We start from the raw sequence: 21,278 nt of genomic DNA, 5'->3' as shown, positions 1-21,278 counted from the left end.
CGCGGCCCCCCCCGGCCCCCCGGCGTCCGGACCACGCAAGATTGCGCTCAAGCGCGGCAAGGCTCCTTCCGATCACTAGGGCGTAACGCTGCAGGAGGCGGCGCCTCGCGGGCTCACGCTCGGAGAGCGATCGGCGCGTCAACCGCACCGCACGCACGCGACGGCCTCAACTCGCACCGCGTCTAGGGAGTGAAGCCATGCTCTTCGGAAAGAAGCAGTCCCTGGTGGGACTGGACATCGGCAGTCACACGATCAAAGCGGTCGAGCTCGAAGGCCAGACCAACAAGAGCTACCGGCTCACCAACTGGGGCATCTCCGCGCCGCTCGCCGAAGCGATCGTCGACGGGGAAATCATGGACCGCCAGATGGTGACCGACGCCATCAGCAATCTGCTCGAGTCGCGCGGCATCAAGTCGCGCAGCGTGGTGGCGGCGGTGAGCGGCCGCGCGGTGATCGTGAAGAAGATCACCATGAACAAGCTCTCGGCCGAGGATGCGCAGCAGGCCGTCTACTGGGAGGCCGAGCAGCACGTCCCCTACGACATCAACGACGTGTCGCTCGACTTCGAGATCCTCGGGCCCTCGCCCGCCGACCCCAAGCAGATGCAGGTGCTGCTGGTCGCCGCCAAGCGGGACATGGTGATGTCGTTCAGCGACCTGATCCGCGAGGCCGGGCTCAACCCGCTGATCGTGGACGTCGACTCGTTCGCAGCGCAGAACGCGCTCGCCAACAACTATGAATTCACGCCCGAAGAGGTGGTCGCGATCCTCAACATCGGATCCGAGATCACCAACATCAACATCACCCAGGGCGGCGTTCCCTACTTCACCAAGGACCTCCAGGTCGGCGGCAACACCTTCATCGAGGCCGCCCAGCGCAAGTTCAACCTCAGCCAGTCCGAGGCCTCGGCCGCGGTGCGCGGCGAGTCCGGCGCCAATCTGGAGATGACGCCGGTGATCGAGCAGAGCTGCGAAGGCCTCGCGACCGCGCTCGAGCGCGCGCAGGCCTACCTGCGCACCGCCGGAGAGGCCGGCGCAATCTCGCGGATCATGTTGTGCGGTGGAGCGGCCCTGACACCGGGGCTGAGCGAATACCTGAATCGCCGCTTCGGCGTGCCGTCCGAAATCGCCAACCCGCTGGCCCGGATCCACTACGACCCGTCGCTGTTCGCGGGGCAGGACGTCATGAAGGTGGCGCCGCTGCTCACGGTCGGGATCGGACTGGGACTGCGCCGCCTGGGAGACAAGAAATGATCCGGATCAACCTGCTGCCGCGTGAGGAAAAGGCTCAGCGGAAGCCCGCCGTCAGCCTCAAGGTCAACGACCTGGTGCTGCCGCTGGTGCTGCTGGCCGGCTCGGGGCTGATCGTGACCGCGACCGTGCTCGCGCAGCGCTCGCGGGCCGCCGCGCTCGAGAAGTCGATCGCCGACGTCGAAGCGCAGTCACGCGCGCTGGCGCCGCAGATCGAGCGGGTCAATCGGCTGGCGCAGGAGCGCGCCGAGCTGGATCTCCGGCTCGGCATCATCAACAAGCTCGAGAAGGGCCGCACCCAGACCGTGCGCCTGATGGACGAGCTGGCGCGCTGCATCCCCGATCACCTGTGGCTGGTCGGCGCGACCCAGGACGGCGGCACGCTCAACCTGGACGGCATGACGTTCTCGAATCTGGTGGTGTCCGACTTCATGTCGCGCCTCGAGCGGTCGCCGATGTTCGCCAACGTGAACCTCGAAGTCGCCGAGCGCGGGAAGGTCTCGGACGCCGAAGTCGTGAAGTTCAAGGTTTCCTGTCAGCTCACGCCTGACGAGCCGGCGAACTAGGAGAGCGAGATGGCCAACGTCGACCTGAGAAATCCGGTAGTTCAGAAGGCCCTCCTGAGCTTGCTGGTTGCGGCCGGGGTGCTGGGCGTCTTCTACTTCACGCATCTCCTGCCGTTCGGATATCCGGCCCAGAGCGAGCGGATCGACGCTCTCAAAGCCGACTACGAGAAGAAGGCGGCCGAGCTGGCGCGGGCTCGCGCCACGGTCGCTGACCTGCCGCGCTTCGAGGCCGAGTACGACCAGCTGCACGAGCGCTGGACGACGGCGGCCGAGCTGCTGCCGACCGACCGGCAAATGGCGGCGCTGCTGCGCAAGATCACGCTCTCGGCTCAGGAGACGGGCTGCCAGTTCGTGGTGTTCCGCCCGAGCAGCCCGCGCACCGAGACCTATTACACCGAAATGCCGTTGCAGCTTCAGGTCAACGGCGGCTATCACCAGGTCGGCTCGTTCCTCGCCGAGCTGGCCAACATGCGCCGCATCATCACCGTCGGCAATCTGCACCTGCGCCAGAATGCGCAGACCAAGGGCGACGATGGCCTGACCACCACGGCCGATTGCGTCGCCTCGGCCTACAGCCTCAATTCCTCACCGGCGCCGGCAGCGCCCGCGCCGACCGGCAAGAAGGGGGGAGCCGCGAATGCGCACAAGTCGTCCTGATCCCGCACCGCGGCCGCGCCTCATCACGGCGTCCGCTCTGGCGGCGCTGCTCATGGCGGGCATGGCGGTCCATGCGCTCGCCGCTGACGCTCCGCCGGCCTCGGCTCCGGACTCGGTGAAGCCTGCGCCGACTCCGGCCGCGCCAGCTGCCACCGCGCCCCTGACCAGCGCTCCGGCGAAGACGCCGGCGCACCCGGTCGTGCCGCCGAATCACACCCTGATCACGCCGAGCACCGCGAAGCCCGCGGCTCCGGCGTCGGCCCCATCCAGGCCGTCGATGCCTTCTCCGGCGACCGCGAGCCAGCCGGCTGCGACCCCGGCGAAGCCGGTGGCCAAGGCGGCAACGACTCCGGCGACCGCCTCGGCGAAGCCGGCGGTTCCCGCCGCCTCCATGCCGGCGGCGAAGCCGATGACTCCGTCCGCGTCGGTCCCGCCCAGGACGACGGCGGCCCCGGCCACGGCGAGCCCGGCCGTGCGCGCCACGCCGGCCCCCGCGCCGCCGCACACGACGGCGCCGAACGCGGCGAGCAACGCGGCGAAACCCGGCATGGCTCCGAACGCGGCGGCGCCCGGCTCGCCGGCCAAACCGGCGGCGCCGACACATGCCGCGCCCGCGACCGCGCCACCCTCGTCGGTGAAGCTGCCGGCGCCGAGCATGGCGACCAAGGGAACGCCTCCGGCGCAGCCGAACTCGGTGGTGAAGCCCGCCTCCACTCCCACGAATGGTCCGGTCGTGGTTCCGGCCAAGCCCGCTCCGAAGCCGGTTCCGACCTCGATGCTTCCGCAGATCGATGAACAGGTCACCTATCAGTACAACGCCCTCGGCCGTCGGGATCCGTTCCAGCCCATGGTGGGTGGCGGCTTCATCGGCCAGGACGTCGGCGGTGACGCTCCGCCCGACGTCGGCGGAATCAAGGTGGTCGGCATCGTCTGGGGAGCCGACGACAAGTTCGCTCTCATCGAGGATCCCCGCGGCAACAGCGGCGTGCTGCGCACGGGCGACAAGGTGATGAACGGATACGTGGAGTCGCTTCAGCGAGATGCAGTGGTCGTCAAACTCTCAGTGGATGGTCAGACGGAGACGGTCACCATTCCGCTGACGCGAAAGGGAGACAGCAATGCGAACCGGTAGGGTCCTGGCGGGCCTCTTGACGATGGTGGGCGTTTGCCTCGCGCTTCTGGCCGTGAAGCCGGCTTCGGCGCAGGACGACCAGCCCAAGGCAACCGAGCACGTGGGTCTGGTGCGTACCGGCACCGAGACCTTCAGCCTGGACGTGGAAGGCGCGGACATCCGGACGGTGCTGCGCGCGATCGGCGAGTTCAGCGGCCGGAACATCATGGTCGCGAACGACGTCCACGGCACCGTGAAGGTCAATCTCCACAACGTGGGCTGGAAGGAAGCGCTGCGCACGATTCTTCGCAGCGCCGGCCTCGACTACGTCGACGAAAACGGCATCCTGCGTGTCGACGACATGGGCAAGCTGCAGTCCGAGAGCGTCGAGCGTGACGCGGCGCGCGCCAAGCAGATGGACCTGGCGCCGCTCGAAACGCGCATCGTTCATCTGAACTACGCCAACGCTTCCGAGCTGGCCTCGGCACTGGCGCCGTCGCTCACCAAGCGCGGGAGCATCCAGACCGAGAAGCGCACCAACTCGATGATCGTCTCCGACCTCTCCGACAACGTCGAGCGCGTCGAGGAGATGGCGCTGCAGCTGGATTCCACCACGCCGCAGATCGAGATCACCGCCAAGCTGGTGGACGTCTCGGTCAAGGCGCTGCGGGATCTGGGCGTCGAGTGGAGCGTCGGCGGCCTGAGCCCGGGCAACAATCCGGCGAACGGAACCGGCGACGTGAGCGTCAGCGAACCCAAGAACCCGGCCTCGGTGGTGCTGCACTACGGCATCACCAAGAACTGGGGCAATCTCGACGCCAAGCTGGAAGCGCTCGAGCTGAACAACAAGGCCAACATCATCTCGAACCCGCGCATCACCACGGTGGACAACCGCGAGGCGCGCATCCTGGTGGGCCAGAAGATTCCGTTGATCGTGCAGGACGTGGCCGGCAACCCGGTCTCGCAGCTGCAGACCATCGGCATCCAGCTCAAGGTGACCCCGCACCTGACCTCCGACAAGAAAGTCATCATGGACCTGCATCCCGAGGTCAGCGACCTGGCCAGCGGAAGCACGGTGCAGGGCGGCGTCATCATCAACACCAGCGAGGCCGACACGCGCGTGATGGTGGACGACGGTCAGACCGCGGTGATCGGCGGCCTGATCCGCACCAACGACTCTTCGACGCGTCAGGGCATCCCGTTCCTCAAGGACTTCCCGATCGTCGGCATCCTGTTCCGGTCGAGCAACGTGACGCGCGAGAATCGCGAGCTGATCATCTTCGTGACTCCGCGCCTCTTGAACGCGCTCGCCAACAACTAGCAGTCGCTGCAACTGTCTCTCCGGGCCGCCGGCGCCTCGCGCCGGCGGCCCATCGCGTTGGCGCGCGAACGCTGTGCTAGGCTGCGTTCATGAATGTGCGGGACTCTCGGCCCATCGCTCTGATCGGCCTGATGGGCGCCGGCAAGACCGCGGTGGCGCGCTGTCTGGGAGAACGGCTCGGAGTGAGCGTCGCCGATCTCGATTCCCTGCTCGAAGCCGAGACCGGCCGCACCATTGCCGAGCTTTTCGAGCGTGAGGGCGAGGCGGTGTTCCGGCAGCGCGAGGGCCAGCTCCTCGAACGCGTGCTGGCCGACGGGGTGAAGGTGATCGCCTGTGGCGGCGGGATCGTGGTCGATCCCCGCCATCGCGAGCTGCTGCGCGGGCGCTGCGACGTGATCTGGCTGGGCGTGAGCCCGGGTCGGGCGGCACAGCGGCTGGCCGGCGAGACCGCTGCGCGACCGCTCCTCCAGGGAGACGCTCCGGTGCGCCGACTCGAGCGGCTCCTCGGCGAGCGCGAATCCTTCTACCGCGAGACCGCCCATCATCTGGTCGATACCGAGGGCCTCGATCCCGACGCCGTGGCGAAGCAGGTGCTGGCCGTGGTCGGGGCGGCGAGGTGAGCGCGCGTCGGACCCGCGCGTTGCTGACGCTGGCGCTGCTCGCGGCCTCGTGCGCGCCGAACGCACGCCGGCCGGCGCCGCTCGATCTGGCCACGCTCGCCGATCGCTACGAACGGCTGCGCGAGACCCGCGCGGCGCGGGCGCGCGCCACGCGGCTCGACGGAACGCTGTGGGTGGAAGGGGAGGCGGTGGGCCGCTGGCCGGCGATCGACCTCGACGTCGCGCTGGCCGGGCCCGACGCGATCCGAGCGCGGATGGCGTCGCTGTTCGGCACCGCCCTCGATCTCACCGTGCGCGACGACACGCTGCGCGCCTGGGTGCCGCCGCGCCGGATCGCGATCGAGACCGGAAGTCTCGGCGATTCGCTCGGCGTCCGCGAACCGGGAGCCTGGGCCTGTCGGGTGTTCGCCGCCGACTGGACGGCCAGCAACGCGGAGTGGACTCCGCCTTCGCGCGACACGCTGTGGTGGGCACGCTGGAGCGAGAGCGGCGACTCGCTGGCGATGGGGGTCGGAACCGACGGATTGCCGCAGCGAGTTCGGCTCTGGGACGACCCCGGGCGCTCGCTCGAGGTGCGGTACCCCGACTGGGGCTGGCAATCAGGACAGGCCTGGCCCGAACGCATCGAGGTGGTCGAGGGCGACAGGCACTGGCGCGTGAGCTGCCGCATCGAGCGATTCCAGTTCGCGGATCGCCCCGATCCGCGCTGGCTGGCGCTCTCGATCCCGTCGGGCGTCGAACGGGTGGACTGGAGCCGGCTGAGGCGCGCCCTCGAACGGATGAGAGAGGCGCGATGAATCGGTCCGCGCGGCGCGGCGCGCAAGCCGCGATGCTCGCCATGCTGGGCGTGCTGGCCGCCCGGCCGATGGCGTGCGCGGCCGCCAACGCTCCGATCCCGGCGAGCGCTCGCGCGCTGGCCGCGAAACTCGGCGGCGGTCACCGCGCCGAAGCCGACGTCGCCTATGCGCTGCCCGATCCACTGGGCGGGCCGGCGCGCTCGATCCGCGGCCGGCTGGCGCTCGAGTCACCCGATCGGGTGCGACTCGACTTCGCGACCACCGGCGAGTCGGTGACGCTGCGCGCCGACGGGGGCGAGTGGCTGCAGCCCGCCAACCGCCAGCTGGTGCGCATCCCGGCCGATCGCGCGCTCGCGGTGCTGTCGTGGGGTCGAACCCTGCTGCCCACGAGCGGGGCGAGCTTCCGTGAGGATTCGCTCGCGCCCCGGCGATTTCGGCTGACCCCGCTGGCTGCCGAGGCCCAGGGCATGGAGGTGTTGGTGGAGCTCGACGCGCACGGGTTGCCGCGGCAGCTCACCGTGCTCGCGCCCGACTCGAGCCGCACGGCGTATCATCTTTCCAACTGGCGATTCGTCGCCGCGCGCGGGCGCACGGCCTACGCGCTGTCGGCGCCGCCGGGATTCGACGTCGTGGATCTTCCGTGAGGCGCTGAGATGGAGCGCACGCGCGCCGCGGAAGGCAGGCCGCCGATCTTGACACCGAGCGCGGGCTTGATGAGACTGCGCCGCTCGTCATGCGGGTGATCGCGGGCCGGCTCGGTGGACGGCGTCTCTCGGCTCCGCGCGGCCGGCACACGCGGCCCACGTCCGATCGGGTCCGCGAGGCGCTGATCATGTCGCTCGAGCCTCTCGCCGGTCTGCGGGTGGTGGACCTGTTCGCCGGTTCGGGGGGACTCGGGATCGAGGCGCTGTCGCGAGGCGCTTCGCGCGCCGATTTCGTCGAGAACGATTCATTCGCGCTGGCCGCGCTGCGCGAGAACCTCCGGGCGCTCGAGCTCGAGGCCGAGTGCACGGTATGGAGGCTCGAGCTGCCGCGGGGTCTCGGGCGGATTCGGGCGCCGCTTGGGGCGGCCGACGTGGTGTTCGCCGATCCGCCCTACGGGGGAGAGCTGGCGCGGAACACGCTCGAGCAGCTCGGCCAGGCGGGCGTGCTGAAGGCGGGGGCGCGGGTGGTGCTGGAGCATCACGCGCGCGAAGCGATGCCCGAGACCAGCGGGACGCTGGTCAAGGAGCGCGAGCGCCGCTACGGTCAGACCGCCGTGACCGCCTATCGGTCGGGCGCCACATCTATCTAATGTGGGGGTGAGAGGAGAGGCCATGAGCGAGACCACCGCGCTGTTTCCAGGCACCTTCGATCCGTTCACCAACGGGCATCTCGATCTCACCCGCCGCGCCTCGCGGCTCTTCGACCGGGTGGTGGTGGCGGTGGCGCAGAGCACCGCCAAGGGCACCCTGTTCTCGATCGAGGAGCGCGTCGAGATGATCGTGGCCGCGACCCGCTCGCTGCGCCGCGTCGAGGTGGTGAGCTTCGACGATCTGGTGGTGGATTGCGCGCGCCGAGTCGGCGCTCAGGTGATGATCCGGGGACTGCGCGCGGTGAGCGACTTCGAATTCGAGTTCCAGATGGCGCTCATGAATCGCCGGCTCTCCGCCGGGCTCGAGGTCGCCTTCCTGATGCCGAGCCAGCAGTACACCTATCTCAACTCGACGCTGGTGAAGGAAGTCGCGCGACTGGGCGGCAAGGTGCGGGGTCTGGTGCCGCGCGAGGTCGAGGAACGACTGCGCCGCCGGCTGCGGCCGAACGCCGCCGCCGCGAAATCGCAGGGCGCGGCGGTTCGGACGCGCGCGCGCGGCCGGGTCGCCTCGGCGAAAGGCAAGTCTCGTTGAGCGCGGTGATGGATCGCATCCGCCAGCTTGCGCGCCAGCCGCGGCGGCGGCTGGTGCTGCCCGAGGGCGGCGACGAGCGGATCGTGCGCGCCGCCGATCGGATCGCGCGCGACGGCTGGGCCGAGGTGGCGCTGATCGGCGCGCGCGACGAGGTGCGTGCGGCGATGCGGCAGGCGGGCGTCAACGCTTCGGGGGTCGAGATCCTCGATCCGACCGACGCGACGGCCTTGAACCGCACCGCCGAGGCGTTGAAGGCGGCGCGCGGCGACCGGCTCCCGGCCGTCGATCTCGCGAAGCACGCGCGGGACCCGCTGTTCCAGGCGGCGCTGCGCGTGGCCCGCGGGGACGCCGACTGCTTCGTCGGCGGCGCGGTGCGAAACACTTCCGACGTGCTGCGCGCGGCGCTGTGGCTGATCGGGCTCGCGCCCGGCGTGCGCTCGGTGTCGTCCTTCTTCCTGATGGTGGTGCCGCCGGTCGCCGGACATCCCGAGCGCGCGCTGTTCTTCGCCGACTGCGCGGTGATTCCCGATCCGACGCCGGAGCAGCTCGCCGAGATCGCCTGTCTCACGGCCGACCAGTGCGCGCGGCTCACGCGCCAGGTGCCGCACGTCGCGTTCCTCAGCTTCTCGACGCGCGGCAGCGCCGAGCACCCGAAGGTGGACAAGGTGCGGCGCGCGCTGGCGCTGGCCCGGGAGCGCCGCCCCGATCTCCACTTCGACGGCGAGCTGCAGGCCGACGCCGCGCTCGAGCCGGGGGTCGCGCGCCGGAAGGCGCCCGACAGCGTGGTCGCCGGGCACGCCAACGTGCTGATCTTTCCCGACCTCGACTCCGGCAACATCGGCTACAAGCTGACTCAGCGGCTGGCGGGTGCTCAGGCCTACGGGCCGATCCTGCAGGGGCTCGCGCGGCAGTCGAACGACCTCTCGCGCGGCTGCACCGCCGAGGACGTGGTCGAGGTCGCCACCATCGCCTGCGCGCTGGCCACCACCGCCGCCGGCGCCAGCCGCGAGTAGACTTCTCACCAGGAACACGCAGGAGATCGCGAGACTCAAATGCCGACCTATGCCTATCGGTGCCGCAAGTGCGGCCATGAATTCGAGGAGTTCCACTCGATCCGCGATACCAGGCCGCGCCGGTGCCCGAAGTGCAAGGGCCGCGCCGATCGGGTGCCGGCCGGAGGAGCGGGCCTGCTCTTCAAGGGTTCGGGTTTCTACATCACCGACTATCGGAGCAAGGACTACCAGGAGAAGGCGAGCAAGGAATCTCCGTCCGGAGGCGCCTCGTCGGGCGAGAAGAAGAAGAAGTCCGACGGCGGAGGGACGTCGGCCGGCGGCAAGAGCGCCGGCAGCGACTGAGAGCGGCACGTGCCCGGCATCCTCGCCATCCTCGAAGAACATGCCCCGCGCTCGAGCGCGCGCGCGAGCGTGGGCCGCGCCCGCTGGCTCGCGCGGCCCGATGCGCTGCTCGGCGACGCGGAAGCCGGCCGGCTGGCGCTGGGGCGATTCGCGCGCGTCGGCGCCGCGGCGCCCGCGGTGGATCTGATCGTGGCCGCGGATCGCGCCGGATTTCCCGGTTGGAGCGGCGGCGATCCCGAAGCCGATCGCTTCCTCTCGCTGGCGCGCGAGTGCGGCGCCCGCGTGCTGCGGGCGAGGAGCGGCGACGTGGAGAGCGTCGCGATGGATTCGCTCGCCGCTCCGGGGCGCCTGCTCGCCTCGGTGCGGGGCCTCGCCGGCGTTGGCGCGCTGGGAGCCATCGCCTGCCGCCTCGGCGAACTCGAGGCGGTCAGCGTCCTGTGTGGCGAGCCTCTCGAGCGCGAGGCGCCCGCGGTGCGCCGACTGCGCCTGATCGGGGAACTCTCGCCGCGCTGCGAGGGCGCGGACGTTGCGGCCACGTTGCTGCTGCGATGGCCCCACGCCTGGCGGGGCGCCGATGTCGAGATCGAGGACTCGGCGCTCGATTCTCTGACCGTTTCGGATCGCAAGCTGCTGGCCGAGACGCTGGCGGCGGCCGGCGCTCGCACTGTGCTGTTTCCGAGCGACGAGCGGACGCGCGAGTTCCTGCGCGCGCGCGGGCGTGAAGCGGACTGGCGACGCACCGATCCCGGGCCGCCGGACGTGGCGGCGCTGGTGCTCGACCTCGGTTCGGTGGTGCCGCACGCGATTCCCGACGGCGCTCCGTTTGGGCCGGTCGCGATCGCCTGGGCGCCGGGTGCGGCGGTGGGCGAGGTGCACGTCGGCGCGAACGCCATGCTCGAGGACCTGGTGCGGCTGGTGGAGCTGTTGGACGGCCAGCGCGTCGCGTCGAGCGTGCGGTTCACGGTTCGTTGCGGGAACGCGCGGACCGCGCGGGCGGCGAAGCGCCTCGGCATCACCGCGGCGCTGGCCGACGCCGGAGCGCACTGGCTTGCCGACGACGAGCCGGATCGCGCGGTCGCGCGTCGCGGCTGGCGCGCGCTCCGCTTCGGAAGTCCGCGGAGTTGTCCGGAACGCGCCGGGGATTGGAGCGCCGGTCTTCAGGTGTGCGTGGCGGCGGCCTGTGCCGGCGCGCTCGAGGAACCGCAGCGTCGTGTCCGAAGCGTGCCGGCGCCGGCCGTGAACGGCGCCGCGATCGAGCCGGCCGGTTCGCTGCCGGTCGCCTCCCCCTGGCGGGCGAGCCCGGCGCGCCCGGCGCCGGCGCCCGCGGCCTGGCTGCGCGGGCTTTCGCTGGCGCGCTGGGAGGACGATCTGGACGGCGCGCGCCTGCTGCCGCTCGGGCCGCGTGTTCGAGCCTGGCTCGATCAGCCGGCGAGACTGGTCCGCGAAGTGCTTCCCGGAGCGATTCGCGAACCCGGATCGAACGGGGCGCCGGGATGGTTGATCGTGCGCGGCGCTCTGCGCGAGCTCGAGGGCGCCGAGGCCGGGTTGCTCGCGCTTCGCGCGCTCGGAGTGCGGGCGGTGCTCGCCGAAGACGTGGAATCGGGCGCGCGGCGCCGCTGCGCGGAGGCCGGCATCCTGGCGATGCGCGCGGAGCGCGCCGCCGACCTGGCCGAGATCCGGCGTGGTGACGAGCTCGAGCTGGTCGGCGGACTCGATCTCGTGGCGCTCGAGCGTTCGCGCGTGGTGCGCAATCTCACCCGCGCCTGCGTGCTGGTGGTGCTGCCCGAGCACGACGAGACCGAGTGGAAATGGGTTCGGGACGGGGGAAGGCCGGGCGCAGGGGAACCCTGGTGACCCGACCGGACGAGACGCGGAGCGCGAACGTCGCGCACGAGGCGAAATGCTGATCGATCAGGCGCGGGTCGAGGTGATCGCCGGCAAGGGCGGTGACGGCTGCGTGAGCTTCCGGCGCGAGAAATACGTGCCGAAGGGCGGACCCGACGGGGGCGATGGCGGCCGGGGTGGCGATGTGCGTTTCGAGGCCGACGAGCACGTGCGCACGCTTCTTGACTGCCGCGAACGCCCCCGATACCGTGCGACTTCGGGCCGCGCGGGCTCCGGCAACCAGCGCTCGGGCCGCGACGGCGAGGATCTGGTGGTGCGCGTGCCCCGGGGAACGGTGATCAAGGACGAGGACGGCACGGTGCTCGCGGATCTGGTCAGGGCCGGGGAATCGTTCGTCGCCGCGCGCGGCGGGCGCGGCGGCCGAGGGAACGCGCGCTTCGCCACCTCCACCCATCAGGCGCCACGGCGCGCCGATCCCGGCGAGGCGGGCGAGCAGCGCCGGCTCGAGCTCGAGCTCAAGCTCATCGCCGACGTCGGCCTGGTGGGACTTCCCAACGCCGGCAAGTCCACGCTGCTGTCGCGCGTCTCTCGCGCCCGCCCGCGCATCGCGGATTTTCCATTCACCACGCTCGAGCCGAACCTCGGCATCGCCTCGCTCGACGAGGAGCGCCAGCTGGTGATCGCGGATCTGCCCGGGCTGATCGAGGGCGCGCATCTGGGCAAGGGCCTCGGCCATCGCTTCCTGCGCCATGTCGAGCGCACGCGCGTGCTGGTGTTCCTGATCGACGTGACCAGCCTCGATCCGATGCGTGACCTCGAGGTGCTCGAGAACGAGCTTCGCAGTCACAGCGCGGCGCTGGCATCGCGCCGGCGCCTGGTGGTGCTCAGCAAGTCCGACCTGCTGCCGCCGGCGGAGCGCGCCGGCGCTCCGGCGCGTGCGGGACTCCCGGATGCGCGGCTGATCAGTGCCCACGCCGGGGAGGGGTTGAGGGAGCTGCTCGAGGCCTGCTGGGCGCTGGTGCAGCCGCCGGCCGCAGAGGGCGTGTCGTGATGGACGATCGCTCGGCCCAGAACCGCCCGCTCGACGTGCTCAATGCGCGCGGGCTCACCGCCAAGCGCGAATACGTGCGCGGGCTCGAACAGCGACACGATGACGAGGCGCTCTCGCTGCTGGTCGAATGCCTGTGCGACGAGTCGTGGTACCTGCGGGATCTGGCCGAGCAGGCGTTCCTGCGCCTCGGCGACGCCGGCGCCGCGGTGCTGCTGCCGCTGCTCGAAGACGGGCTGTGGTACACGCGCTCGAGCACCGCGCGCGTGCTCGGCCGCATGGGCCATCGCGCCGCGGTGCCGGGGCTGGTGCGCCTGGCGGAGGACGCCAACGCCACGGTGGCGCAATCGGCGCGCGAGGCGTTGATCGCGATCGCCGGCAGGGGTGGAGCGAGCCGAATCGCGCACGCGATCCATCGCCTGCCTGCCGAGGTCCAGCGCCAGAGGATCGAGGAGCTCCAACGCCTGGACCACGCGGCCGGAGAGCGCATACAGCGCCTGCTGCGTCGCGAGGAGATCATGTCGATCGAAGAGGCGGACACCCTCCACGACGAGAGCGCGGTGGTGCGCGCCAGCGAGGAAGGCCTCGAATGGGAAGTGCTGACCGGCCCTCCGAAGGATCGCTCGCCCCACGCCGGCGGGAGTCCCGGTGGCGAGCCGCGCTGAGCTCCGGACGCCTCTCGCGCAACGCCGCATCGAGCGCGGCGATCCCGAATATCCCGCCCGACTCCTCGCGCTCGGCGACCCGCCCGAACGCGTGCTCGTCGCGGGAGCGTGGCCGCCTGCGAACCCATCGGTGGCCATCGTCGGAGCGCGTGCCGCGACTCCCTATGGTCGCGAGTTCGCACGACGGCTGAGCTTCGATCTGGCGCGCCTCTCGCATCCGGTGGTGAGCGGGCTCGCGCGCGGCATCGACGCCGCCGCGCACGAGGGCGCGCTCGAGGCGGGCGGCGTCACCCTTGCCGTGCTGCCCGGGAGTCTCGACGAGATCGTGCCGCCCCAACACCAGGCGCTCGCCCGACGGATCATGGTTCAAGGGGCGTTGATCAGCGAGCGCGAGGCCGGGTTCCCCGTTCGGCGCCGTTCGTTCATCGAGCGCAACCGGCTGATCGCCGCGCTGGCGAGCGCGGTGGTGGTGGTGGAGGCGGCCGAGGGCAGCGGGGCGCTCCACACCGCGGAATTCGCGCGGCGATTGCGGCGCCCGCTGCTGGCGGTGCCGGGCGACGTGGACCGCCCGACCTCGCGCGGCTGTCACGCGCTGCTTCGCGCCGGGGCGCGCCTGTGCGAGGACGCGGCCGACGTGCTGGCGGCGCTGGGAGAGGATGCGCCGCGGGCGGTTCGGGGGCGCCGCGCCTCGATTCAGGCGCCGGCGCCGGTCGCGACCGGCGCATCGCCGCAGCAGCGGGTGCTGGCGGCGCTCACCGTACGCGCGACCACGGTCGAGAGTTGCGCTTCGGCCGCCGGGCTCGATGTGGCGAGCACGCTGAACGAACTGATTCAGCTCGAGTGGGCGGGACTCGCGACCCGCGAACCGGGTGCGCGCTGGCGCCGCGGGGGCCGGGCGTGAGTCTGCGTCATCGCGCCGAGGCGCTGGGCGTGGATGCGGCCGCGGCGTTCGCGCGTCCACTGCCGACGCCCGGCCTCCGGCGACTCGGGGCGGCGCTCGGTTCGCTGGTGGGGTGGGCGGGGATTCGCGCGCGCGTGGCGCGCGACAACCTCGCCCGGTCGTTTCCCGAACGCTCGAACCCGGAGCGCGAAGCGATCCTCGCCGAGCACTATCGGGAGCTGGGTCGGGTGTTTCTCGAGTACACGCAACTCCCCCGGCTCGCCTCGGCGCCCGAGGTCGAGGTGGTGGGCGAGACGCCCGGCATCGAGCACCTGCACGGCGTGATCGGAAAGGGCGCGATCCTGATGACCGGCCACTTCAGCAGTTTCGAGCTGCTGGCCGCGCGTCTGGCGCGCCTCAATCCGGTCGACGTGGTGGTGCGAACGCAGCGCAATCAGGAGGTCGACGCGCGCATCGCGCGGCTTCGCGCCGACGCCGGGCTGGGGACGCTCCGGGCCGAGGCGGAGATTCGGCGCATCCTCGAAGCCTTGCGACGGGGCCGCTGGATCGCGCTGGTCGCCGACCAGGACGCCGGCCGGAACGGCAGCTTCATCCCGTTCCTCGGCCGTCCGGCGAGCACGACGCTCGGGCCGGCCCGGATCGCGCTCGCGGCGCGCGTGCCGATCGTGATGGGGTTCCCGACCCGGCGGCACGACGGCCGGCTCGATCTCGAGGTCGAGCCACCGATGCTGGGCGACCCCGCGCGCGGCGAGGATGCGGCGCTCGATCTCACGCGCCGGCACGTCGAGCGGCTGGAATTCTGGGTGCGACGGTACCCGGCGATGTGGTTCTGGCTCCATCGCCGATGGAAGACTCGACCGCCGCTGGCGGTCTGACCACCCGAACCGGGAGGGCGGATGCATCGTTTCGAAGTGCGCGTTCGTTACGCCGACATCGATCAGATGGGCTGGGTCTATTACGCGAACTATCTCCGCTGGTTCGAGATCGGCCGCGCCGAGATGCTCCGCTCGCTGGGCACGACCTACCGCGACGTCGAGCGGGGTGGCACGCTGCTCCCGGTGCTGGAAGCGCACTGCCGCTATCACGAGGGGGCGCGCTACGACGAGCGCGTGGTGATCGAAACCGGTGTGGCGGAGCTCCATCGCGCGTCGGTGCGGTTCGGCTACCGGATCGTGCGGGAGAACGACGGCGAACTGCTGGCTAACGGCTCGACGCTCCACTGCTTTCTCGGCCGCGAGGGTCGTGCCGGCCGGCCGCCGGAGGCGCTGCAGAAGCTGCTCGAGGCGGCCCCGCGCGCCGAGGCCGGGAGCGGAGTCTAGCCGGCGGGCACCCCCTCGCCGAGGATGGACGCCGGGGAAAGCCCGGCTCGCCAGTCGAGGCCCTGGAACAGCGAGTCGCGGGCTTCGCACGCCGCCAGGCGCTCCATCTCGACGGCGGTCACGGGGGCTCCGGCGTGTGAGCGAGAGGCCAGCTTGAGCAGCTCGGCCGCGTCGCGCGCGTGCCCGCGCCAGCGGGCCTCGGCGTAGTCGGCGGCGGTGCCGCGCGTGATCAGGAACGTCCAGTCCGAGCTCTCGAGCAGCAGCAGCTCGCGCAGCGCCTGCGCCATCGCGCGTCCGGCCAGCGGCGACGAGGCGCGCGCCACCTCGATCGCGAGCCGCTCGAAGCGGCGCTCGAGATCGTGGATCGACCGCCACGCTTCGTGTGTCGAGGGCTGGAGCCAGACCCGATGGTCCCCGCCTTCTCCCCACGAGCCCTCGAACAGGCGCGCGCGGCCGTGGGTTCCCTTCCGGTCGAGGAACTGGCCGGCGGTTTCGGGGGTGAGCCCCTGGCCGGGCGCACGATCGAGCAGGGCGCCGAGGAACTCGGGACCCTCGAACCACCAGTGGCCAAACAGCTCGGTGTCATAGAGCGCGCACACCGGGGAGTGCGAGTCGGCGCGGTGGTCATCCGGGCCGGGGCGCAGGCTCTCGAGCAGATGCCGGGCATGTTCGGCCACGCGGTCGCGAGCCACGCGCGGGCGATAGAGGCGCTTCCCGGCCAGATCCGAGTGAGGGTCGGTCACCGCCCAGTATCGCAGTCCCCCCGGATGGTTCCGCTTGTGGAACTCGAGGTATTCGGCATCGCCGGGATAGCCGCCGATGCGGCTCCAGACTTGCTCGGCGGTTCGACGGTCGCGGGCGAAGCAGGCGAGCCCCGAGGGCTCGACCCGAAAGGCGCCCGAGGGAGTGAATCCGGTGCGCGCGAAACTCGCCGGGCCCACTCTCGCCGTCGCGAATTCCGACGCGACGCCAATCGGTTCGCCGCCGGCGACCAGGTGTTCGTCGACGAAGAAATATTCGAAGCCGCTCCCTGCCAGCGGTTCGTCGACGCCCGGTCGCCACGGTTCGTCGCGGTCCGACTCGACCGGCGAGCGCCACGGCCCTCCCGGGCGATACGCGCACTCGGGGATCCACATGCCGCGCGGATCGCGCCCGAAATGGCGACGATGGGTGACGCGCGCGATCCCGATCTGGCGCTCGACGGACGCCGCGGTGCCGAGCAGCGGCAGATAGCCGTGGGTCGCGGCCGAGGTGATGATCTCGATCGCGCCCTGCTCTTCGAGTCGCCGAAAACGAGCGACCAGATTGGTGCCGTGCGGACCGAAGAACTCCTCGAGCGTCGCGCGGTAAAACCTCTCCCAGCGCCGCGCGAGTCCGGCTTCTTCGGTGCGGCGCCCGGCGGCGAAGCGCAGCCGGTCCTCGCGGGCGGCCGAATGCTTGATGTCGAGGTAGGCGCGGAACTCGCCGGCGAAGTCGGGGTGGGCGAGCTGCTCGCAGAGCACCGGGCTCAGGCTGAGCGTCACCCGGACCGGGCGGGAACGCCGGGCCCGCGCGCTCAACACTCGCCACAGCGGTAGATAGCTCTCGGCGACCGCCTCGCACAGCCAGTCGCTGCCGTGTGGCCAGCGCCCGTGGTGCAGTACCCAGGGCAGGTGGCTGTGGAGCACCAGCAGGAGCGATCTCCCGGGCCGTCTCACGGCGCGGCCGCCCGGCGCTCCGTCACGGCTTGAAGCCCATCTCCTTGGTGCGCGGTTCGCCGGGGAGCTTGATGGCGCCGAACTGGGTCTCGTAGTTCTTGAGGTTCTGTTCGAGCGCCATGAGCAGCGACTTCGCGTGCTGTGGGGTCACGATGATGCGGGCATAGACCTTGGCCTTGGGCAGGCCGGGCAGGGCGCGCGCGAAATCCAGGATGACCTCGGACGCCGAATGCGCGATGAACACCACGTTCGAATAGATGCCCTCGGCTTCGCGCTCGCTCAGCTCGACCTGCATCTGCGGTTGGGGCTTTTCCACGGGCTTTCTCCCATTCTCACCCAGCCGCGCGAGCCCGCGGGGCCTCCGCCCGCTCGCCGAAAGGGGACCGGCACGCCCGGCACGGTAGGGTCGGCTCGCGCTAGCGTCAAGCCCAAAGCCGAGTTAGAGCCGCGATTGGCGCGGTCTCGGGGCCCGAGAGCTGGGCGCGAAGATCCCGCCGCGCGTGGCATGGGGGTTGCGGCCCTCTGCGACGGATTCCCCCTTTCGAAAGGCCCCCGTGCATTCTTCCTTCGACGGACCCACTCCGCCGGGAGCGATCGAGGCCGTGGAGCGGTCGCCCGAGCTGGCGCGTGCGCTCGATTGGCTCGATCGGCTCGCCGAGTGCGCCGATGCCGACGAGCTGGGCGCGCGGCTGGCGGACCTGGCCGCACATTCGAGTTCGCCGATCGCCCAGGGTGCGTGGCTGCTCCGGCTGACCGACGACACCGACTCCTTCGAAGTCGAGCACGCCACCGGCGCCGCGGAGCGACTCGCCGGCGCGCGCGCGCACCCCGCACGAGAGGCGCCTTCCGAGCGAATCGCGATTCCGCTCGCGGTGCTCGATGCCGTGCCACTGGCGGCCTGGCGCGATCGCGGCACCGCATTCGGCGCGAGCGGGGAACGCATGCCCTGGTCGGGAGCGGAGCGCATCGGCGCGTTCCACTACCGAATCGGCGCCGAGGCCTGGTTGCTGGTCGCGGCGCTCGGCGCGTCCGAGGCCGAGCCGCAACCGGTGGCGTTCGCGTCGCTGGCCGGCGTCGCGCAGGTCGCCGCGCGCGAGCTCGAGTCGCGTGAGGCCGCGCGTCGCGGCGCCCGCCAGCGCGCCGCGCTGATCGCGCAGTCGCGCCTGGCGCTCGGGAGCCCGCACCTGGTCGATGCGCTTCGCTCGAGCCTCAACGCCGCGCTCCAGGGCACGCTCGCCGAAGGCGCCGCCTTCTGGCGCGCGACTCCCGGCGGGTCGCCGCGTCTCGAACTCACCGCCGGGGCGCTGGCCGAGCGCGAGAGCCTGGCGCGCGCGCTCGATCCGCTGGTGGAGCGGATGGTCGATCAGGGTCGGGCTCGCTATTTCGACGAGCCGCTCGAGGACTCCGGGCTGGCGGCTGAATCGGCCGGGCGATTCGCGCGGATCGCCTGCGTGCCGGTGCTGGGACGCGAACGCGCGCTCGGCGTGCTGGCGCTGTTCGACACTCCCGGCGCGCGCCATGCGCGCTTCGCCAGCAGCGATCACGAGCTGATCCGGGCGCTGGCCGAGGGACTCGGGGCGCTGCTCGAGCAGGCCGAATGCGGGGACGCGCTCCGCCGGATGGAGGCGCAGCTGGCCGAGGCGCGGGCTCGGCTCCGCCGGCGTGAGCGGCTCGCGACCCTCGGGGAAATCGCCGGAAGGCTGGCGCGCGAGGCGCGACATCCGCTGGCTTCGATCGGCGCGTTCGCGCGGCGCGCGCACCGCGAGCTGCCGGGAGCGGATCCCAATCGCGAGTACATCGAAGTGGTGATTCGCGAGACCGAGCGTCTCGAGAAGATGCTGGGCGAGCCGCTCGAACTGGCCGCCGCCGAGCCCGGTACGCTCCAGCTCGAGAGCGTCAACGCCGTGATTCAGGAGGTGCTGCCGGGGGTGGGAGAGCAACTGGTGCGCCGGCGGGTGCGACTGCTCAAGCGCCTCGACCCCGAATCCCCGATCCTGCTGCTCGACGCACCCCGCATGCGGCAGGTGCTGGCCAATCTGCTCGAGCACGCGGTGGAAGCGGTGCCGGTCGGCGGGCGCGTGCGCGTCGAATCGCGGCTGGCGCGCGACCACGTCGTGGTCGAGATCTCCTACGACGCCCGGCGCGAGCCGGGCGGTCTCATCGAGCCGCTGTTCGTGCCGTTTCGTCCGGCCGCAGGTGCGCCCGGCGGCCCCGCGCTCCACGTCGCCGATCAGATCGTGAGGCGTCACGGCGGCGAGATCCGGGTGCGCTCGGACTCCGAGTGGGGCGCGACCGTCATGCTGACGCTGCCGGTCCTGGAGAATGGCGACCGGCGACAGGCCGGACCCGACCGGCGGGGAAGCGCGCGGGATCGCCGCCATCGGGGCGTCGAGGCCTGACGCCGAACGTGGCGCCCCGGGCTCGGCCAACCCGGCGGCCGCATCTCACCCGCCGGCAACGCGTTGACGCCCATTCCGCCCGCGTGCTACTTCTCTCGACGCCGGTTTCGGTGCGACCCTAGCTCAGTTGGTAGAGCACGTGACTGAAAATCACGGTGTCCCCAGTTCGATTCTGGGGGGTCGCACCATTATTTTGTCGCTGAGACTCGGCGGGTGGAGCGATCGCCTCGTGACGAGGGATCTGCTCCGCCGGCGAGCGGACGCAGAAGCTGTCCGGGCTGGTGTAGCTCAGCTGGTAGAGCACGTCACTCGTAATGACGGGGTCACCGGTTCGATTCCGGTCACCAGCTCCATTCTCCTCGAGGCCGCGGGCCCGCCGGGCTCGCGGCTTCGATCGTTGATCGGGCAGATCGGTTGCTCCGAAGCGACGGTTCGCGTTGTCGGTCTGCACCCGCTCGCGTAACGTACCGCGCATGAACTCACCGCTCATGATCTCGGTCGCGGGAGTGCGCGGCATCGTCGGCGACTCGCTCACGCCGCCGGTGATCGCGCGGTTCGCCGCGGCGTTCGCCCGTGAACTGCCCGGCGGCGCGGTGGTGATGGGGCGCGACGCGAGGCGCTCGGGGCCGATGCTGGCAGCGGCCGTCACCGCCGGCGTCACGGCCGCCGGCCGCGATCTGGTCGACATCGGGCTCGCCACCACGCCCGCGACTCAGGTCGCGGTCGAGCACCTGGGTGCCGCCGGCGGCCTCATCCTCACCGCCAGTCACAATCCCGCGCCCTGGAACGCGCTCAAGTTCCTCTCCGCGCGCGGCGAGTTCCTCGGCCCCGAGGCGGGTCGCGCGGTGCGGATCCGATTCGAGGCCGATCGTGAGCTGTGGGTGAAGAGCGATCGGGTGGGATCGGCGCGCTCCGAGTCGGGCGCGCTCGACTGGCACCTCGAGCGCATTCTGAGCCTCGGCGTCATCGACGTGGCGCGCATTCGCCGCCGCCAGCTGCGCGTGGTCGTGGACGGCTGCGCGAGCGTCGGCGGCGTGGCCGTGCCGCGCCTGCTGCGCGAGCTGGGTGCGAGCGTCACCGAGCTGGATTGCGTGCCGAACGGCGAGTTCACTCGCGAGCTCGAGCCGCTGCCCGAACATCTCGGCGCGCTCGGGGAGCGCGTCCGGACGAGCGGCGCCGACTTCGGCATCGCGCTCGACCCCGACGCCGATCGCGCGGCCCTGGTGGATGGGTCGGGAACGCCACTCGGCGAGGAGTACACGCTCGCGCTCGGAACCCGCGTGGTTCTGGAGCGAAAGCGCGGCCCGGTGGTGACAAACCTTTCCACCTCCCGTATGCTCGAATCGATCTGTCGCGATGCGGGCGTGCCGCTCCACCGCACTCCGGTCGGCGAGGCGCACGTCGTGGCCCGCATGCGAGAGGTCGGCGCGGTCGCAGGGGGTGAAGGCAACGGCGGGATGATTCTTCCCGAGGCGCACTTCGGGCGCGACGGGCTGGTGGCCACGGCCCTGGTGGCCGAGGCGATGGCGGCGAGCGGGCGAAGCCTTCGCGAGCTGGCCGACGAGCTGCCGGCCGGCCATATGGTCAAGGCCAAGCTCGATCGGGGCGAGGAACCCTGGGAGCGCGCGGCCGAACGGCTGCGCAGGGTGTTCGCCTCTCACGAGGTGAATGCCGAAGATGGACTCCGGTTCAGCCGGAACGAGGAATGGATCCACGTCCGGCCTTCGGGCACCGAACCGGTGGTGCGGGTGATCGCGGAGTCTCCACAGCTCGAACGGACTCGACAGCTCATCGAAACGGCGCAGCGCGCCCTGACGGCGCAGCGCGCGGAGGTCTGATCC

At 71.3% G+C, this 21,278-nt stretch carries 23 protein-coding genes and 2 tRNA genes; 22 read left to right on the top strand and 3 right to left on the bottom strand.

Going from position 1 to position 21,278, the window contains the following annotated elements:
- The first annotated feature begins 197 nt into the window (after positions 1 to 197).
- From pilM to pilO, 3 genes are read left to right on the top strand one after another with little or no spacing between them, the layout of a single operon-like run.
- Complete coding sequence (gene pilM / locus VMJ70_07315; GenBank protein ID HTO90923.1) at positions 198 to 1,253, top strand: type IV pilus assembly protein PilM; 1,056 nt, start codon at positions 198 to 200, stop codon at positions 1,251 to 1,253.
- Positions 1,250 to 1,816, top strand: coding sequence for a PilN domain-containing protein (locus VMJ70_07310; GenBank protein ID HTO90922.1), 567 nt, complete (start codon positions 1,250 to 1,252; stop codon positions 1,814 to 1,816). Before pilM ends, VMJ70_07310 begins: the two co-directional genes overlap by 4 nt.
- Before the next feature lie 9 nt (positions 1,817 to 1,825).
- Positions 1,826 to 2,473: a type 4a pilus biogenesis protein PilO gene (gene pilO, locus VMJ70_07305; protein ID HTO90921.1), complete on the top strand. Its 648-nt coding sequence runs from the start codon at positions 1,826 to 1,828 to the stop codon at positions 2,471 to 2,473.
- A 210-nt stretch (positions 2,474 to 2,683) separates the two neighbouring features.
- Here the strand turns inward: pilO and VMJ70_07300 are convergent, their stop codons facing one another.
- Complete coding sequence (locus VMJ70_07300; protein ID HTO90920.1) at positions 2,684 to 3,139, bottom strand: hypothetical protein; 456 nt, start codon at positions 3,137 to 3,139, stop codon at positions 2,684 to 2,686.
- On the opposite strand from VMJ70_07300, the gene VMJ70_07295 reads away from it, so the two are divergent.
- From VMJ70_07295 to VMJ70_07225, 15 genes are all read left to right on the top strand, one after another.
- Positions 3,129 to 3,605 (top strand): hypothetical protein, encoded by a 477-nt coding sequence (locus VMJ70_07295; GenBank protein ID HTO90919.1) that lies wholly within the window; start codon positions 3,129 to 3,131, stop codon positions 3,603 to 3,605. The two genes, VMJ70_07300 and VMJ70_07295, sit on opposite strands and share 11 nt — an antisense overlap.
- Positions 3,592 to 4,905 carry a type IV pilus secretin PilQ gene (gene pilQ / locus VMJ70_07290; protein HTO90918.1) on the top strand — a complete coding sequence of 438 codons (1,314 nt, stop codon included), beginning with the start codon at positions 3,592 to 3,594 and terminating at the stop codon, positions 4,903 to 4,905. The genes VMJ70_07295 and pilQ overlap by 14 nt, the downstream gene beginning before the upstream one ends.
- An 89-nt stretch (positions 4,906 to 4,994) precedes the next feature.
- Positions 4,995 to 5,525, top strand: a complete 531-nt coding sequence (locus VMJ70_07285) for a shikimate kinase (protein ID HTO90917.1) — start codon at positions 4,995 to 4,997, stop codon at positions 5,523 to 5,525.
- On the top strand, positions 5,522 to 6,322 hold the full coding sequence (locus VMJ70_07280; GenBank protein HTO90916.1) for a hypothetical protein: 801 nt from the start codon (positions 5,522 to 5,524) through the stop codon (positions 6,320 to 6,322). Before VMJ70_07285 ends, VMJ70_07280 begins: the two co-directional genes overlap by 4 nt.
- Positions 6,319 to 6,966: a hypothetical protein gene (locus VMJ70_07275; protein HTO90915.1), complete on the top strand. Its 648-nt coding sequence runs from the start codon at positions 6,319 to 6,321 to the stop codon at positions 6,964 to 6,966. Before VMJ70_07280 ends, VMJ70_07275 begins: the two co-directional genes overlap by 4 nt.
- Positions 6,967 to 7,055: 89 nt before the next feature.
- A complete protein-coding gene (gene rsmD / locus VMJ70_07270; protein ID HTO90914.1) occupies positions 7,056 to 7,616 on the top strand; it encodes a 16S rRNA (guanine(966)-N(2))-methyltransferase RsmD in 561 nt (186 codons plus the stop codon).
- Positions 7,617 to 7,638: 22 nt separating this feature from the next.
- Positions 7,639 to 8,208 carry a pantetheine-phosphate adenylyltransferase gene (gene coaD, locus VMJ70_07265; GenBank protein ID HTO90913.1) on the top strand — a complete coding sequence of 190 codons (570 nt, stop codon included), beginning with the start codon at positions 7,639 to 7,641 and terminating at the stop codon, positions 8,206 to 8,208.
- 8 nt (positions 8,209 to 8,216) lie between these two features.
- Positions 8,217 to 9,221, top strand: a complete 1,005-nt coding sequence (locus VMJ70_07260; GenBank protein HTO90912.1) for a phosphate acyltransferase — start codon at positions 8,217 to 8,219, stop codon at positions 9,219 to 9,221.
- A gap of 39 nt (positions 9,222 to 9,260) precedes the next feature.
- Positions 9,261 to 9,563: an FmdB family zinc ribbon protein gene (locus tag VMJ70_07255; protein ID HTO90911.1), complete on the top strand. Its 303-nt coding sequence runs from the start codon at positions 9,261 to 9,263 to the stop codon at positions 9,561 to 9,563.
- Between the two features lie 9 nt (positions 9,564 to 9,572).
- Entirely contained in the window at positions 9,573 to 11,417 is a 1,845-nt protein-coding gene (locus VMJ70_07250) for an aconitase family protein (GenBank protein ID HTO90910.1), read from the top strand.
- A 46-nt stretch (positions 11,418 to 11,463) separates the two neighbouring features.
- Entirely contained in the window at positions 11,464 to 12,459 is a 996-nt protein-coding gene (gene obgE / locus VMJ70_07245) for a GTPase ObgE (protein HTO90909.1), read from the top strand.
- Positions 12,459 to 13,121: a HEAT repeat domain-containing protein gene (locus VMJ70_07240; protein HTO90908.1), complete on the top strand. Its 663-nt coding sequence runs from the start codon at positions 12,459 to 12,461 to the stop codon at positions 13,119 to 13,121. The genes obgE and VMJ70_07240 overlap by 1 nt, the downstream gene beginning before the upstream one ends.
- Positions 13,105 to 14,022, top strand: a complete 918-nt coding sequence (gene dprA / locus VMJ70_07235; GenBank protein ID HTO90907.1) for a DNA-processing protein DprA — start codon at positions 13,105 to 13,107, stop codon at positions 14,020 to 14,022. Before VMJ70_07240 ends, dprA begins: the two co-directional genes overlap by 17 nt.
- Positions 14,019 to 14,897: a lysophospholipid acyltransferase family protein gene (locus VMJ70_07230; protein HTO90906.1), complete on the top strand. Its 879-nt coding sequence runs from the start codon at positions 14,019 to 14,021 to the stop codon at positions 14,895 to 14,897. The genes dprA and VMJ70_07230 overlap by 4 nt, the downstream gene beginning before the upstream one ends.
- A 21-nt stretch (positions 14,898 to 14,918) precedes the next feature.
- Positions 14,919 to 15,341: a thioesterase family protein gene (locus VMJ70_07225; protein HTO90905.1), complete on the top strand. Its 423-nt coding sequence runs from the start codon at positions 14,919 to 14,921 to the stop codon at positions 15,339 to 15,341.
- On the opposite strand, the gene VMJ70_07220 is transcribed toward VMJ70_07225, so the two are convergent.
- Both VMJ70_07220 and VMJ70_07215 read right to left on the bottom strand, forming a co-directional pair.
- Positions 15,338 to 17,008 (bottom strand): 1,4-alpha-glucan branching protein domain-containing protein, encoded by a 1,671-nt coding sequence (locus VMJ70_07220; protein ID HTO90904.1) that lies wholly within the window; start codon positions 17,006 to 17,008, stop codon positions 15,338 to 15,340. The genes VMJ70_07225 and VMJ70_07220 overlap by 4 nt on opposite strands.
- A 52-nt stretch (positions 17,009 to 17,060) precedes the next feature.
- Positions 17,061 to 17,354: a DUF3467 domain-containing protein gene (locus tag VMJ70_07215; protein HTO90903.1), complete on the bottom strand. Its 294-nt coding sequence runs from the start codon at positions 17,352 to 17,354 to the stop codon at positions 17,061 to 17,063.
- Positions 17,355 to 17,592: 238 nt separating this feature from the next.
- Between VMJ70_07215 and VMJ70_07210 the strand changes: the two genes are divergently transcribed.
- The 4 genes from VMJ70_07210 to glmM all read left to right on the top strand — a co-directional run bounded on the left by VMJ70_07210 (position 17,593) and on the right by glmM (position 21,275).
- The gene (locus VMJ70_07210) at positions 17,593 to 19,437 is read left to right on the top strand and encodes an ATP-binding protein (protein HTO90902.1); all 1,845 of its coding nucleotides are present in this window, start codon (positions 17,593 to 17,595) and stop codon (positions 19,435 to 19,437) included.
- 112 nt (positions 19,438 to 19,549) lie between these two features.
- A tRNA-Phe gene (locus VMJ70_07205) sits at positions 19,550 to 19,625 on the top strand.
- Positions 19,626 to 19,714: 89 nt separating this feature from the next.
- Positions 19,715 to 19,790: transfer RNA gene (locus VMJ70_07200), tRNA-Thr, on the top strand.
- Between the two features lie 120 nt (positions 19,791 to 19,910).
- Positions 19,911 to 21,275, top strand: a complete 1,365-nt coding sequence (gene glmM, locus VMJ70_07195) for a phosphoglucosamine mutase (protein ID HTO90901.1) — start codon at positions 19,911 to 19,913, stop codon at positions 21,273 to 21,275.
- Positions 21,276 to 21,278 lie beyond the last annotated feature (3 nt).

The sequence above is a fragment of the Candidatus Sulfotelmatobacter sp. genome (assembly GCA_035498555.1).
GTDB lineage: Bacteria > Eisenbacteria > RBG-16-71-46 > RBG-16-71-46 > RBG-16-71-46 > DATKAB01.
This window is presented reverse-complemented; position numbering and strand designations above follow the sequence as displayed.

What these genes read in the sequence shown, in the direction of transcription:
- VMJ70_07255 (HTO90911.1), top strand. Translation starts at nt 9,261, where the DNA reads ATGCCGACCTATGCCTATCGGTGCCGCAAGTGCGGCCATGAATTCGAG.
- VMJ70_07275 (HTO90915.1), top strand. Translation starts at nt 6,319, where the DNA reads ATGAATCGGTCCGCGCGGCGCGGCGCGCAAGCCGCGATGCTCGCCATG.
- VMJ70_07295 (HTO90919.1), top strand. Translation starts at nt 3,129, where the DNA reads ATGGCGACCAAGGGAACGCCTCCGGCGCAGCCGAACTCGGTGGTGAAG.
- coaD (HTO90913.1), top strand. Translation starts at nt 7,639, where the DNA reads ATGAGCGAGACCACCGCGCTGTTTCCAGGCACCTTCGATCCGTTCACC.
- pilM (HTO90923.1), top strand. Translation starts at nt 198, where the DNA reads ATGCTCTTCGGAAAGAAGCAGTCCCTGGTGGGACTGGACATCGGCAGT.
- pilO (HTO90921.1), top strand. Translation starts at nt 1,826, where the DNA reads ATGGCCAACGTCGACCTGAGAAATCCGGTAGTTCAGAAGGCCCTCCTG.
- VMJ70_07310 (HTO90922.1), top strand. Translation starts at nt 1,250, where the DNA reads ATGATCCGGATCAACCTGCTGCCGCGTGAGGAAAAGGCTCAGCGGAAG.
- VMJ70_07260 (HTO90912.1), top strand. Translation starts at nt 8,217, where the DNA reads ATGGATCGCATCCGCCAGCTTGCGCGCCAGCCGCGGCGGCGGCTGGTG.
- rsmD (HTO90914.1), top strand. Translation starts at nt 7,056, where the DNA reads ATGCGGGTGATCGCGGGCCGGCTCGGTGGACGGCGTCTCTCGGCTCCG.
- VMJ70_07225 (HTO90905.1), top strand. Translation starts at nt 14,919, where the DNA reads ATGCATCGTTTCGAAGTGCGCGTTCGTTACGCCGACATCGATCAGATG.
- VMJ70_07240 (HTO90908.1), top strand. Translation starts at nt 12,459, where the DNA reads ATGGACGATCGCTCGGCCCAGAACCGCCCGCTCGACGTGCTCAATGCG.
- obgE (HTO90909.1), top strand. Translation starts at nt 11,464, where the DNA reads ATGCTGATCGATCAGGCGCGGGTCGAGGTGATCGCCGGCAAGGGCGGT.
- VMJ70_07285 (HTO90917.1), top strand. Translation starts at nt 4,995, where the DNA reads ATGAATGTGCGGGACTCTCGGCCCATCGCTCTGATCGGCCTGATGGGC.
- glmM (HTO90901.1), top strand. Translation starts at nt 19,911, where the DNA reads ATGAACTCACCGCTCATGATCTCGGTCGCGGGAGTGCGCGGCATCGTC.
- pilQ (HTO90918.1), top strand. Translation starts at nt 3,592, where the DNA reads ATGCGAACCGGTAGGGTCCTGGCGGGCCTCTTGACGATGGTGGGCGTT.